Here is a 13,678-nt window from a genome sequence, read left to right as displayed (position 1 = left end):
TCACCGAGGACCACTTTCCGCGTACTCGTCCTCGGCCAGGATCTCCGCGACGGACTTGCGACGCGTCGACGTCGAAGCCGGCTCGGTCAGCGCGCCGCCCGGCTTCAGCTCGCGGACGGTGAAATACAGCCAGCCCAGCAGGGCCATCGCGCCGAACGCGATCCACTGCAGCGCGTAGGAGAAGAACGGCCCGGAGTCGGTCTGCGGCAGCGGCAGCGCGCCCAGCACGCCCGGCTGGCCGGTGTCGAGCTGGAAGTACCCCGGCCGGATGTCGAGCTTGCCCGCCCGCGCGACGACCTTCGAGTCGACGACGTAGCTCTGCAGCTGCCCGCCGGTGGAGGCGTCGGCGAAGGCGTCACGGTTCTTCGGGTCGACCTCGTCGGCGCGCACCCGCGCGGTGACCTGGACGGTCCCGGCCGGCGGGGCCGCGTACGGCAGCGCCCCGGACTTGCTGTCGAGCCGGACGTACCCCCGGTCGACCAGCACGACCGTGCCGTCGGTGGTCCGCAACGGCGTCAGCACCTCGAAGGCGCCCTCACCCTGGACGGTCCGCAGCCGCGCGACGACTTCCTTGTCCGCCAGGTACTGGCCGCTGATGGTGACGAGGTGCCATTCGGTGTGCGGGCCGGGCACGGCGCCCGGCGGCAGCAGCTGCGCGAACGGCAGCGGGGCGGCGGTGAAGGACGCCTCCAGCGCGGAGTTCTGCTGCTCGCGCTCGGTGTTGCGGCTGAACTGCCAGGGCGAGAGCAGCGTGAAGCAGCAGATGGCGAAGGTGAACACCACCACCGTCAGCGCCAGCCACCCGGGCTTGAGCAGGAACCGCAACCGCACCCCACCACGGTAGGCCGTACCCGGTCCGGGCCGCCCGCCGACCTCCACGACCTGTGACTTCTACCCCCGCGAACGCACCCAATCGAGCAAACCGGGCACCGAGCGTTCGATCATGCCGAGGACGTCTTCGAAGCCGTCGTCACCGCCGTAGTACGGGTCCGGGACCTCGGCCCCTTCGGGCGCCGACGGGTCGAACGAGCGCAGCAGCCGCACCTTCGCCGGGTCGTCGACGCGGGCGCGGAGGAACTCGGCGTGCCCGGCGTCCGCGGCCAGCAGCAGGTCGGCGGCCAGGTCCTCGTCCGACACCTCGGAGGCGACGTGCGAGGTCGGGTAGCCGTGCGCCTTGAGCGTCGCCCGGGCGCGCTTGTCGGCGGACTCCCCGGCGTGCCACGGGCCGGTGCCGGCGCTGGTCACCCGGACGGCGTCGCCGAGACCGGCCTCCTCGAGCCGCGCGCGGAACACGAGCTCGGCCATCGGGGAGCGGCAGATGTTGCCGGAGCAGACGAAGACGAGGTGAGTCACGTCCCCAGCGTAACCACCGGGTTCACCCGGTCACCCGCTCGCTCGGCGGTACCCGGCGCCCGGCCCCGCCACTTAGCGTCGATCGGGCGAGGACGCGAACCGGAAGGAAAGCGATCATGCACGGATGCTGCTCGAAGTGCACCGGTCAGGGCTGCGGCTGCTGCGGCAACTGCAACTGACGAACCCACCCGGCGCTCGCGGCGGCGGCGGTCCGACGCCGCCGGAGCGCCCTTAGCCCGGCGCCGCGCCCGTGCGAAGATCCCCGGGTGCCCGCCCTTTCCGAAATCATCACCGCGCTGGAGCAGGCGTACCCGCCCGCGCTCGCCGAGTCGTGGGACGCCGTCGGCCTCGTCTGCGGCGACCCGGCCGAAACCGTCACCAGCGTGCTGTTCTGCGTCGACCCCGTCACCGAGACCGTCGACGAAGCCCTCGAGATCGGCGCGCAGCTGATCGTCGCGCACCACCCGCTGCTGCTGCGCGGGGTGCACGGCGTCCCGGCCGACACCGCCAAGGGCGCGCTCGTCCACCGGATGATCCGCGAGGGTGTCGCCCTCTACTGCGCGCACACCAACGCCGACTCCGCCGACCCCGGCGTCTCCGACGCGCTGGCCGCGGCGATCGGCCTGCGCGTGACCGGCCCGCTCGAGCCGAACGAAGACGGCGTCACCGGCATCGGCCGCCTCGGTGAGCTGCCCGAGGCCGAGCCGTTCGCGATGTTCGTCCAGCGGGTCGCCGACGCGCTGCCCGCGACCGTGCCCGGCGTGCTCGGGGCGGGCGACGCCGACCGCCCGATCCGCACCGTCGCCGTGTCCGGCGGGGCCGGGGACTCCTACCTGAAGCAGGCGACCGCGGCCGGTGTCGACGCCTTCGTCACCGCCGACCTGCGGCATCACCCCGCCGGTGAGCACATCGCGGCCCGGGGCCCGGTGCCCGCGCTGGTCGGGCTGACGCACTGGGCGTCCGAATGGCCCTGGTGCGGGCAAGCCTCGGCGGTCGTGGCGCGGGCGTTTGCGGGTAACGTCGACACCTCCGTCTCCACGCGGTGCACCGACCCGTGGAACGTCCGCGCCGAGCGCACATCGATTTAGAGGAGCACCGTGAAGGCCGAACCCGCCGTGCAGCGTCAGCTGCTCGAGCTCGCCAAGGTGGACGCCGAGCTCTCGCGCACCGCGCACCGCCGTCGCACCCTGCCCGAACTGGCCGAGATCGACGCCGGGGAGAAGACGGCGCGCGAGCGCCGCGACGCGCTCGTTTCGGTGGAGACCGCCGCCTCCGACCTCGACCGCGAGATCGCCCGCCAGGAGAAGGAGATCGAGTCGGTGCGGGCCCGCGAAGACCGCGACCGCAAGCTCCTGGCGTCCGGCACGGTCGTCGCCAAGCAGATGGCCGACATCGAGCACGAGCTGCAGAGCCTCGAACGCCGGCAGGGCGCCCTCGAGGACGACCTGCTGGAGCTGATGGAGCAGCGCGAGGCGCTGGGCCTGGACGCGCAGCGCACCGGCGCCGAGGTCGACAAGGCCGAAGCCGAGGTCGCGGCCGCGGTCGTCCGCCGCGACGAGGCGTTCAAGGACCTCGACACCACCCGCGCGCGCCGCGACGAAGACCGCGCGAAGCTGCTGCCGCGCTTCCCGGAGCCGCTGCTCAAGCTGTACGAGCGCGTCCGCGAGCACAAGGGCATCGGCGCCGCGCTGCTGCGGGCCCGCCGCTGCGGCGCCTGCCAGCTGGAGCTGGACCGCAACACCGTCAACGAGATCAAGGGCGCACCCGAGGACGACGTCGTCCAGTGCGAGAACTGCGGCGCGATCCTGGTCCGGACCGTGGAGTCGGGTCTGTGACGTCGCACGTGGTCGTCGAAGCCGACGGCGGTTCCCGGGGCAACCCGGGCCCGGCCGGGTACGGCGCGGTGGTCAAGGACCCCGCGTCCGGCGAGGTGCTCGCCGAGCGCAAGGAAGGCCTCGGTGTCGTCACCAACAACGTCGCCGAGTACAACGGCCTGATCGCCGGGCTGGCCGCCGCGGCCGAGCTCGGAGCGTCCACTGTGGACGTCCGGATGGACTCGAAGCTCGTGGTGGAGCAGATGTCCGGACGCTGGAAGATCAAGCACCCGGACATGCAGCCGCTCGCCGAGCGCGCCAAGGAGCTGGCCGCCGGGTTCACGCGCGTCCGCTACGAGTGGATCCCGCGCGCGGAGAACTCCCACGCCGACCGGCTGGCCAACGAAGCCATGGACGCGGCGACCGGCAAGCCCGCCGCCGGGAAGCCCGCGACGCCGAAGCTGCCGACCCGCAAACCGGACCGCGCGACCGTGGCCTGGACCGGCGCGAAGGGCACGCCGACCCGGCTGCTCCTGCTGCGCCACGGCCAGACGGAGATGTCGGCGCTGCGCCGCTACTCCGGCCGCGGCGACGTCCCGCTGACCGAGCTGGGCCGCGCGCAGGCCGCGGCGGCGGCGAAGCGGCTGGCCGCGACCGAGGGCCTGGTCGTCGACGGTGAGGCCGTCCCGATCATCGCCTCGCCGCTCACCCGCACCAAGCAGACCGCGCAGGCCGTCGCCGACGCGCTCGGCGGCCGCGTCGAGACCCACCCCGGCCTCATCGAGACCGACTTCGGCGACTGGGAAGGGCTGACGTTCGCCGAAGCGGCCGACCGCGACCCCGAGCTGCACCGCTCGTGGCTGGGCGACAGCTCGGTGCCGCCACCGAACGGGGAGAGCTTCGACGTCGTCCACCGGCGCGTCCGCAAGGCCCGCGACGAGCTGATCGCCGAGCACGGCGGGAAGACGTTGCTGCTGGTCAGCCACGTGACGCCGATCAAGACGCTGCTCCGGATGGGCCTCGACGCGGGCCCGCAGCTGCTGTTCCGGCTGCACCTCGATCTGGCGTCGCTGTCGATCGTCGAGTTCTACCCGGACGGCAACGCTTCGGTCCGGCTGGTCAACGACACCTCGCACCTGGCCTGACGACCCAAATGTGGGGTGGATCACGCTCAATGCCGACGCGTGGCCGACCCCCGATGGGGTATTGGCTACAGTGTCTCGACCGCGACGCCGCGGTGGCGGGCCCGGCCTCGGGCGCGCTTCATGGGGCGCCAGCTCGTGCGTATCCCACCGGCAGAGGCCTGCGGGCGGAACAGTGACGAGGAAATGACGGCTAGCGCACTCAGCGAGACCTCCCAGAGCGACGTCCCCGAGGACCCCGCGCCCGCCACGACCGCGCGCGGCTGGGGCGCGCGCCTGGCGCCGGTGCTGGCCGTGCTCGCCGGCGTCGCGGCGGTCGCCGCCCACGCCACCCGCTACGGCCACTGGATCGTCGACGACGCCGCCATCACCTTCTCCTACGCGCGCAGCTTCGCCGACGGCCTCGGCCCGGTGCTGCAGCCGGGCGCGCCGCCGGTCGAGGGCTTCTCCGACCCGACGTGGATGGTGCTGCTCGGCGTCGGCAAGCTCGTCGGCCTCTTCGACCACGGCCTGCTGTTCGGCCTGCCCGACTACGTGCTGTTCCCGAAGGCGCTGGGCCTGCTGTTCACCGGCGGCATCCTGACGGCCTGCTACATCGCCGCGAAGCAGGTCTTCACGCGCTTCGCGTGGCTGGTCACGCTGGTCGCGGGCCTCACACTGGCGACGATCCCGTCGTTCGTCATCTGGGTCGTGTCCGGCCTGGAGAACTCGCTGTTCGCGTTTGTGGTCGTGACGCTGGGCGTGACGCTGTTCGTCTCGGTGAAGCGGGACAAGCTGCTGACGCCGAAGGTCGCGCTGTGGGCCGGGGTGCTGGTGGCGTTCGCCGCGCTGACCCGCCCGGAAGGCTTGATCTACGCGGGCGCGTACCCGCTGACGGCGCTGTTCCTGCTGCGCGGCGGCCTGTTCTGGAAGAGCTTCCGGCTGGCGCTGCTGTCGGTGGCGGCGTTCGCCGTGCCGTTCGGCGCGTACGTCGTCTGGCGGCACGCCGAGTTCGGGCGGCTGCTGGCCAACCCGTCGGTGGCGAAGCAGCAGGGCCTGCCCGGCTTCGACGCGGTCAAGCGGCCGTTCGAGCTGGTCGAGTACGCCGGCTGGGCCGGCGTGGTCCTGCTGGTGCTGGTGGTGGTGTTCGCGCTGGTCAAGGCCCCGTGGCGGCGTTCGCTGATCGCGCTGCTGGTGCCGCTGGGGCTCGGCGTCGTGGCGTACGGCGTGATGGTCGCCGACTGGATGTACCAGCACCGGTTCGCCAGCCCGATCTGGGCGCTCGCGGTCATCGCGGGCACGCTGTCGGCCGGCGAGCTGCTCAAGCACCGCCGCGCGCTGCTGCGGGTCGGGATCGTCGTGGTCCTGGTCGGCGCGTTCGTGCCGTCGGCCGTCGGGTTCGCGCAGGCCGCGGACAAGTTCGCGAAGAACCCGAACATCACGGCGTGCCTGGTGGCGGACCGGTTCGGCCGCGGTTTCAACACCTACGCGGACATCCTGGGCATCCAGAAGGCGTCCCTGCTGCTGCCCGACCTCGGTGGCTCGTCGATGACCAGCCGCCTGGAGCTGGTGGACATGGCGGGGCTGGTCAACAAGCCGATTGCCGACCTGGTCCACGACAACAACCTGGCGGGCCTGCGCGACTACGTGTTCGACACGGTGAAGCCGACGTTCATCCACTCGTGGGGCCCGTGGGCCGCGGGCAACGGCATCGCGCTGGACCCCCGCCTGGACCGCGACTACGTGCTGATCTACTCGTCGCCGATCGAGGGCTTGCGCAACGGCGACTGGGTACGCCGCGACGCGGCGACGGACCCGGCAAAGCTGAAGGCGGCGCAGGAGTACGCGGCGAAGACGATCCCGGAGGTGGCGGCGGACCGCTTCGGCGGACCGCTGGACGACTGCGGGGCCACGATGAAGCCGGGCCAGACGATCAGGATGCCCGGCTGAGTCCGGAACTCGCGTGATTCCAGCCGTAACTCGCGTGATTGAAGCCGGATCTCGCCAGTTCCGGCTTCAATCACGCGAGATCCGGCTCCGATCACGTCGGTTGCGAGTTACGTCACCAGGCTCAAGCCCAGCCACAACGCCACGGTCGCCGCGGCCAGGCACAGCGGCGTCGTGATGAACCCGAGCGCGTGGAACGTCTTCGCCGACGGGGCCGCCGGGAGCGTCCGGCGCCACAACAGCGTCGCCAACGAACCCAGGTAACTCGCGTTCGGCCCGATGTTGACCCCCAGGAGCACCGCCAGCAGCACTCCCGCCGCCGGGTGGGGGCCCAGGACCGACAGCAGGATCAGCGTCGCCGGGAGGTTGTTGACCAGGTTGGCCAGCAACGCCGCCACGGCGGCCGCCAGCAGGAGCTCGGCCAGGCCCGTCGACGTCGGCAGCAGGGACCGCAGCAGGCCGCCGAGCAGGTGCTCCGAGACCGCCTCCACCACCACCGCCAGGCCCAGCACGAACAGGCACAGCTGCGGCGCCGCCTCCGTCACCAGCTGCCACGGCTTGATCTTGCCCGAGGCCAGCGCCCGGACGCCGAGGATCACCGCCGCCAGCGTCGCGATCCACACCGGCTCGACGTGTCCGAGCGGCCCCAGCGCGAACCCCACCAGCGTCAGCGCGAGGACGACCAGCGCGAACACCGGTGTCTCCAGGTGCTGCGAAGGGGACGCCGTCTCGCGCGGACGCAGGTCCAGCGAGAAGAACCGCAGGAACACCAGCAGCTCGATGCCGATGGTGACCAGCCACGGCAGCGCCATCAGCGCCGTGAACCCGGCGAACGTCAGCCCCGACGCCGCGAAGGCCAGCAGGTTCGTCAGGTTGGACACCGGCAGCAGCGTCGACGCCGAGTTCGCCAGGTGCGCGCACGCGTAGACGTGCGGACGCGCGGGCAGGCGCAGGCTCGTCGCCGTCGCCAGGACGACCGGGGTGAGCAGGACGACCGTGGCGTCCAGGCTGAGGACCGCCGTCACGCCGGCCGCCGCGGCGAAGGTGAGCACCAGCAGCCGGCGCGGCTTGCCGTGGCACGCCTCCGCCAGGCGGTTGCCGAGCCAGGTGAACACGCCGTCGACACTGGCCAAAAAGGACAACAGCAGGATCGCGGCCAAAAAGCCCAAGGTCGGGAGGATCTCGACGGCCCGCGCCCCGGCCGCGGCGGGCGAGACCCAGCCCAGCAGCAGCGCGACCCCCGCGGCCGGCACCGCGGCCACGGCCTCGGGCCAGCCCCGCGGCCGCACGATCGCGAAGACCAGTACGCCGGCCAGCAGCGCCAGGCTGCCGGCCCCAGCCCAGAAGTTCACCAGCTCACGCTAATCGGCCCCCGGTTCTGTCGGTGCACTCGGGTAGCGTGGAAGACGGGGGGCGCCCCCGCGAGCCCGGGCTCAGACGCCCAGCGGCTCCGGCGTGGCAGCACCTCGTGCCAGATCCTTCTCCTTCTCGCGGATCACCGGCAGCACGTGCTTGCCGAAGTGCTCGACGTCCTCGAGGTAGTGCAGGAACCCGAGCAGCAACAGCGAAGCGCCGCGCTTCTTGTACTCGATCGCCCGGTCGGCGATCTGCTCCGGCGTGCCGATCAGCTTCGTGCGGAAGCCGTCGTTGTACTGGACGAGGTCCTCGAACTCCGAGTCGGCCCACATGCCCTTGGTGTCCGAAGTGGACTTCCCGGCCTGCTTCACGGCGTTGCGGAAACCCTCGACGGCGTCCTTGTTCGCCTTCTCGACGATCTCGCGCAGCACGTTCTTGGCTTCACTCTCGGTCTCCCTGGCGATGAGGAAGCCGTTCAGTCCGAATCGGACGGTGTGGTCGTTCTCCGCCGCGTACCCGCGCACCTCGGCGACCTGCTCGCTGAAACCGTCGAAGTCCTTGCCGTTGCTGAAGTACCAGTCCGAGACGCGGCCGGCGAGCTTGCGCGCGGCCGTGGAGTTGCCGCCCTGGAAGATCTCCGGGTGCGGCGCGGCGACCGGCTTCGGCTTGATGTCGAAGTCGTGGATCCGGTAGAAGTCACCGCGGAACTCGGCGTGGTCGTTCGTCCAGAGCTCCCGCAGCACCCGGATGAACTCCTCCGACCGGCGATAACGCTCGTCGTGCTCCAGCCACGCCTCGCCGAGGCCGGTGAACTCGTCCTTGAACCAGCCGCTCACCACGTTCACCGCGGCGCGGCCGCCGGAGATGACGTCGGCGCTGGCGATGAACTTGGCCAGCACACCCGGGTGCCACAGTCCAGGATGGACGGCCGCGATCACCTTCAACCGCTGCGTCGCGAGCAGCAGCGCGAGGCTGAACCCGGTCGACTCGTGCTGGTAGGCGGCGCCGTAGCTGGCGGTGTAGCGCACCTGCGAGAGCGCGTACTCGAAGCCGTTGTTCTCGGCGAGCACCGCGAGGTCTCTGTTGTACTCGTAGCCCCAGTCCGTCCGCTGTTCGATGTCGGACGTGACCAGGCCACCGCTCACGTTCGGGACCCAGTAGGCGAATTTCAACGGCTCTTCGAGCGACATGCCCCGAGTAGAGCAACGACCCCGGGAGGGGTCAACGCGCGTCCAAGCGCTGAGAAGACTTCGCCAGCGCGCCACTGAGCTCCGCGCGGCCGGGGATGCCGAGCTTGCGGTACGCGCCGGACAGGTGCAGCTCCACCGTCCGCCGGGTGAGGTGCAGCGCCGTCGCGATCTCGCGGTTGGTCAGGCCCTGCGCGGCCATCACGGCGATGCGGTTCTCCTGCCGCGTCAGGCCGTGCTCGTTGTCCTTCGCCGGGGTGAGCGCCCGCCGGGACGAGCGCAGCTCCTCGGCCGCCCGCCGCGCGAGGGGACGCGCTCCGCAGTGCTCGCTCAGCTCGACGGCCTGCCGCAGCGTCTCGATGGCCTTCTCGGACTGGCCGTGCCGCGACTGCAGCGTGCCCAGCTCGGTCAGCGCCGTCGCCAGCTGCAGACGCGCCGGCGACGAGCGCAGCGTCGTGATCGCCTTGGTCAGCGCCCGCTCGGCTTCGTCGTCTTCGCGGACCAGGCCGATCGTCGTCAGCGCGGTGCCCAGCGGGCGTGCCGCGCCCCAGCGGGCCGACGCGTTCATGTCCTCTTCGGCCAGCCGGGCCGCGTCGTCGGCCTGGCCGAGCGCCAGCGCCGCGCGGGCGGCGTGCGCGCGCCACGGCACGAACCCCGGGAACCGCATGCCGTGGTGGGCGAGCCGGCGGCCGCAGCTGAGCAGGTCCTCGAACCCGAAGCGCGTGTAGCCGGTCGCGACGCGCAGGCGGCCTCGCGCGTACAGCAGGTAGGTGTGGGTGAACAGGCCCTGGCTGGCGACGAAGTCCATCCGGTCCAGCAGCGACGTCGCCGCTTCGAACCGGCCCAGGTCGACCCAGCACTCGATGAGCTTCGCCGCGCACAGCACGCCGACCGGGCAGGTCGTCGTCCCGCCGCGCTCGTCGAACCGGCGCAGCAGCGACTCGAAGTGGACGCTCGCGCGCTGCAGGTCGCCGCTGGCCTGCAACGCGATCCCCCGAGCCAGGGTGGGCAACGCGCCGTGCGGCACGTGCACGTCCCACGGCTCGCGCTCGACGTCGAGGACCCGGCACAGCCGGTCGACGTGCGCCGGCTCGTCCGCGAGCACCGCCGTGGCCAGGGTGAAGAAGTAGTGCTGTTCGAAGAGCTCCCCGTCGTCTCCGCTCAGGGCGCCGGCGAAGTGCCCGACGGCGTCCTGCGCGGACTCGCCGCTTCGGACGGCGTCGAGCGCCAGCAACGCCGAGCGGCTGCGCTGCGCCGCCGCGTCGGTCAGCGGCGTCCACTGCTCCTCGAAGTCGCGGAACTCCGGCGGCGGGCCGAGCCGGCTGCCGGCCTCGGCGAGGTAGGTCATGCACAGCAGCGGCCAGACGGCGTCCGGCCCGCCCGCGTCGAGCCGCGCGGCGATCTGGCCGGCCGCGCTGATCGCGAGCCGGGCGTCCTGGCCACCGCAGAGCGACAGGAGCATCGCGGTGGCGATGAACGCGGCCGTGTCGCGGTTGCCGATCGTGTCGACGGCTTCCCGCACCCGCTTGGCCGCGGCCGGCGGGTCGAGCTGGAACTCGGCGTGGGCCAGCTGCAGCAGCACGGCGACCCGGCGCCCGGACGTCAGCCGCTCCTCCAGCGCCCGCCGCAGGTGCCGCGTGGCCAGCTCCGGCCGGCCCGAGAACACGGCGATCCGCGCGCTCATCCGCAGCACGTCCACGCCCCACGGGATCCGGATCGACGTCGCTTCCAGCAGGTGCGCGGCGACGCGCTCGGTCGGCGCGCTCGCCTCCGAGAGCAGCTTCGCCGCCCGCGCGTGGTTGACCGCCCGTGTCGTCTTCGGCATGTCCCGCAGCACGGAGTTGCGCACGAACGGCAGGGTCAGCGCCGGTCGGCTGCTGTTGTGCAGCAGGTGCAGCCGCACCATCGTGTCGATCGCCTGCACCGCGTCGAACTCGTCGACCCCGGCGAGCTGGGCCAGCAGGTCGAAGCCCGCGTCCTCGCCGAGGATCGCGGCCGCGTGCAGGATGGCCGGCGCGTGCGGGAACTCCTTCATCCGCGTGTGCAGCACCTGCCCGATCAGCGACGAGCCCAGCTCCCGCGGGTCCGCGCCGGGCAGTAGCCGCGGGCGCAGCGCGTTGAGCAGGTACGGGTTGCCGCCGGTCGACTCGCGGCAGGCGGTGGCGAGTTCGCCGGGAGCCAGGCCGAGGATCTCCGCCGCGGCCGCGTCGCCGAGGCCGTGCAGCGTGATGCTGGCCGGCGTGCAGCCCGCCATCTCCAGCAGCGCGACGTCCCGGTGCGGCGGGTGGCCGGTCAGGGACGTGAGTATGATCAACACCGGCAGGTCGAGGACGCGGTTGCGGATGTAGGCCAGGCACCGCATGGACCAGGCGTCGGCGAGGTGCACGTTGTCGACGCCGAGCAGCAGCGGGCCCCGGTCGGTCGCGTCGCGGACGAGGCGGAAGAAGTGCTCGAGCGCTTCGCTCTCGCCGGCCGGGCCGCACTGCTCGGTGAAGGCCGGGCGGGGTGCGCCGGGTTCGTCCAGCGCGCCGGCCAGCTGACGGGCGAGCCCGCCGGGCAGGTGGCTCTCCAGCCGGGACCCGGTGGCGGTCGCGACGGTGAAGCCGGCGTCCGCAGCCAGTGCCGCGGCGGCGTGCAGCGTGGCGCTCTTGCCCATGCCGAACTCGCCGACCAGCACGGCGCTGGCGGCCGTGCCGCCGAGTGCGACCGGGAACAGGCTGGTCAGGCGGCTGAGCTCGGGCTCGCGGCCGGGGAGCCGCGGAGCGGGACGCTTCGGTACCGAAGCCCCGCTGACGGGGTGCTCGGAATTTACTTCGGTATCCACCGTAAGGACTTTCATGTTGGGTTGGGGCAGACTACTGGAAACCGGCCGACCGCGGGAGATTCCGCAGGTCAACGCCGGTGCCGGCCACGACCTGAGCAGGGGAGACGATGCACGCAGCCGATGCGAACCGGATCTTCCCGCCGGCCGGCCGGACCGCGCAGAGGGCCGTCAGGGCCACCGCGACCAGTAGCAGGAGCACTCCGGCCGTAGAGGCGCGGCGGCCGGCGAAGACGCAGGGCTTCCGCCGCCGGGCGGCGCCGTCGCTCGGCGACGGGTAGCTGCCGGGGGAGTCACCGGGTGCCGGGCCGCCACTGGAGGCCCGGGAGCCGTCGGAGACCCGGGAGCCGCCGGCGGTCCGATCGGCACTGGAGGCCCGGTCGCCACCGAAGGCCCGGGAGCCGGCGGAGCACCGCCGAGCGGCAGGTAGCCGAGCCGGACCGCCTCCGCCAGCGCCGCCGACACCGGCGCGAACCCGGTGCGCAGCTCCCGGCACCGGACGCAGTCCCGCAGGTGTTCTTCGAACTCCGCCGGATCGTCGAGGACACCGAGCTCGTAAGCCGCGGCGTCGGCGTGCCTCCCCCTCATCGCACCGCCACTTCCCCGAGCGCCTTCCGCAATTGCCGCATCGCCGTGTACAACCGCGACTTCACGGTTCCCTCGGGAATTCCCAGAATTGTTGCCGCCTGCCGGACGGTGTTTCCGGCGAGGTAGGTCTCGGTGATGACGGACTGGTATTTCTCGTCGAGTTCCACCAATGCCTGGGTAATCGTTAGTGCGGCTAACGAACTGTCCGCATGATCGGCGGACTCGGCGTTTTCCGGGATCTCCAGAGCGACCTCCTGGGGGCGGACCCGGCGGTTTCGCCAGCCGTCGATGACGATCCGGCGGGCCACGGTGAGCAGCCAGCCGCGCAGCATTCCGGGCTCGCGTTCGAGCGTTCCGGAATGCTGCCACGCGCGGATCATGGTCTCCTGCACCACATCCTCGGTCCACTGCCGGTCATAGTTGGTCAGGGACAACACCTGTGCGAACAGTGTGGCGCGGAAGTCCTTGTACAGCAACGGAACCAGGTCATCCGCGGAGCTGGGGGCGACGGCGACCGCGGTGGTGGACGGGGCGTAGCCGACGTGGCCGCGACTTTCTCTGCCCAGTGCTTCCATAAAGCTCGCAACCTCACCTGACTGGCGGACCGTGGGGCCATTGGAGCGTAGCGCAAAAACACTTAATAGGCCATATGCATTAGTTTCCCTGCCCAATTGGGCGCGGCGGCCACGGTGATCATGGAAGACGGGTTCAAATTGTGTCTTGTGATGCACGTCATAGTCACTAAAAGGTGACGGTGAGAACCGGATCGCACCTTCTCCCCGTAGCTCCCTGTGAGGACTACTTCGCGAAGGGACAACGGGGATGCCGCTCCGATTCGTGGCTTTGCTCGCCGCCACGACCGCGCTCGTGCTCGGCCTGGCCTTCCCGGCCGCCGCCGGCGAGCTGCAGCAGTCCGACCGGACCCTGCTGACCCGGCTGAAGCAGCACACGCTGTGGGCCGGGCCGGCCAGCAGGCTCGCCGCCGAGCGGGCCACCAACCGGCGGGTGCAGGCCGTCGCGGGCCGCATCGCCGACGACCAGGCCCGCCTCGACGTCGCCCTGCGCGCGGTCGCCGACCGGCTCGCCTACGCGCTGCCGACCGAGCCGACCGGAAAGGAGCGCGCGTGGGCGGACGAGCTCGCCGCGGACTCCGGCGACGACTTCGACCGCGCCTACGTCAACCGGGTCCGCGCCGAGTACGGCAGCCTCTTCGCGCTCGCCTCCGACGTCCGCGCCGGCACCCGCGACGACGACGTCCGCGCGTTCGCCCAGACCGCCGTCGACACCGCACTCGGCCACCTGACGCTCCTCGAGAGCACCGGGCTCGCCGAGACGACGTCCCTGCTCGTCTCCGCCACCGAGGACAACAGCCTCGGCGGCGAAGACCTCGCGCTCGGGGCCGTGTTCGTGGCTTTCGCCGCAGTCGCCACGTTCGGCCTGCTCCGCCTGCTCGGAACCCCCGGCAGGACCCAGCCGCGCACCCGGAGGTAA

At 71.9% G+C, this 13,678-nt stretch carries 11 protein-coding genes; 5 read left to right on the top strand and 6 right to left on the bottom strand.

Annotation, left to right across the window (positions count from 1 at the left end):
- On the bottom strand, nucleotides 1-831 hold the full coding sequence (locus ACZ61C_RS04720) for an SURF1 family cytochrome oxidase biogenesis protein (protein ID WP_465302904.1): 831 nt from the start codon (nucleotides 829-831) through the stop codon (nucleotides 1-3).
- Between the two features lie 60 nt (nucleotides 832-891).
- On the bottom strand, nucleotides 892-1,353 hold the full coding sequence (locus ACZ61C_RS04715) for a low molecular weight protein-tyrosine-phosphatase (protein ID WP_465302902.1): 462 nt from the start codon (nucleotides 1,351-1,353) through the stop codon (nucleotides 892-894).
- A 266-nt stretch (nucleotides 1,354-1,619) separates the two neighbouring features.
- On the opposite strand from ACZ61C_RS04715, the gene ACZ61C_RS04710 reads away from it, so the two are divergent.
- The 4 genes from ACZ61C_RS04710 (at nucleotide 1,620) to ACZ61C_RS04695 (ending at nucleotide 6,238) form a co-directional block, all read left to right on the top strand.
- Nucleotides 1,620-2,441 carry a Nif3-like dinuclear metal center hexameric protein gene (locus tag ACZ61C_RS04710; RefSeq protein ID WP_465302900.1) on the top strand — a complete coding sequence of 274 codons (822 nt, stop codon included), beginning with the start codon at nucleotides 1,620-1,622 and terminating at the stop codon, nucleotides 2,439-2,441.
- A 9-nt stretch (nucleotides 2,442-2,450) separates the two neighbouring features.
- A complete protein-coding gene (locus ACZ61C_RS04705) occupies nucleotides 2,451-3,188 on the top strand; it encodes a zinc ribbon domain-containing protein (RefSeq protein WP_465302898.1) in 738 nt (245 codons plus the stop codon).
- Nucleotides 3,185-4,312 (top strand): bifunctional RNase H/acid phosphatase, encoded by a 1,128-nt coding sequence (locus ACZ61C_RS04700; RefSeq protein ID WP_465302896.1) that lies wholly within the window; start codon nucleotides 3,185-3,187, stop codon nucleotides 4,310-4,312. The genes ACZ61C_RS04705 and ACZ61C_RS04700 overlap by 4 nt, the downstream gene beginning before the upstream one ends.
- Nucleotides 4,313-4,495: 183 nt before the next feature.
- Entirely contained in the window at nucleotides 4,496-6,238 is a 1,743-nt protein-coding gene (locus ACZ61C_RS04695; protein WP_465302894.1) for a hypothetical protein, read from the top strand.
- A gap of 107 nt (nucleotides 6,239-6,345) precedes the next feature.
- On the opposite strand, the gene ACZ61C_RS04690 is transcribed toward ACZ61C_RS04695, so the two are convergent.
- The 4 genes from ACZ61C_RS04690 to ACZ61C_RS04675 all read right to left on the bottom strand — a co-directional run bounded on the left by ACZ61C_RS04690 (nucleotide 6,346) and on the right by ACZ61C_RS04675 (nucleotide 12,762).
- Nucleotides 6,346-7,587, bottom strand: a complete 1,242-nt coding sequence (locus ACZ61C_RS04690) for an SLC13 family permease (RefSeq protein WP_465302892.1) — start codon at nucleotides 7,585-7,587, stop codon at nucleotides 6,346-6,348.
- 81 nt (nucleotides 7,588-7,668) lie between these two features.
- Nucleotides 7,669-8,781: a dimethylsulfone monooxygenase SfnG gene (sfnG, locus tag ACZ61C_RS04685; RefSeq protein WP_465302890.1), complete on the bottom strand. Its 1,113-nt coding sequence runs from the start codon at nucleotides 8,779-8,781 to the stop codon at nucleotides 7,669-7,671.
- 31 nt (nucleotides 8,782-8,812) lie between these two features.
- On the bottom strand, nucleotides 8,813-11,602 hold the full coding sequence (locus tag ACZ61C_RS04680; protein ID WP_465302888.1) for an AAA family ATPase: 2,790 nt from the start codon (nucleotides 11,600-11,602) through the stop codon (nucleotides 8,813-8,815).
- Between the two features lie 581 nt (nucleotides 11,603-12,183).
- Nucleotides 12,184-12,762, bottom strand: a complete 579-nt coding sequence (locus ACZ61C_RS04675; RefSeq protein ID WP_465302886.1) for a sigma-70 family RNA polymerase sigma factor — start codon at nucleotides 12,760-12,762, stop codon at nucleotides 12,184-12,186.
- Between the two features lie 247 nt (nucleotides 12,763-13,009).
- Between ACZ61C_RS04675 and ACZ61C_RS04670 the strand changes: the two genes are divergently transcribed.
- Nucleotides 13,010-13,678: a DUF4142 domain-containing protein gene (locus ACZ61C_RS04670; RefSeq protein ID WP_465302884.1), complete on the top strand. Its 669-nt coding sequence runs from the start codon at nucleotides 13,010-13,012 to the stop codon at nucleotides 13,676-13,678.

The sequence above is a fragment of the Amycolatopsis sp. NPDC104587 genome, from assembly GCF_055583645.1.
Note: the sequence above shows the minus strand (reverse complement) of the source record. Positions and strands in the feature narration are given on the sequence as shown.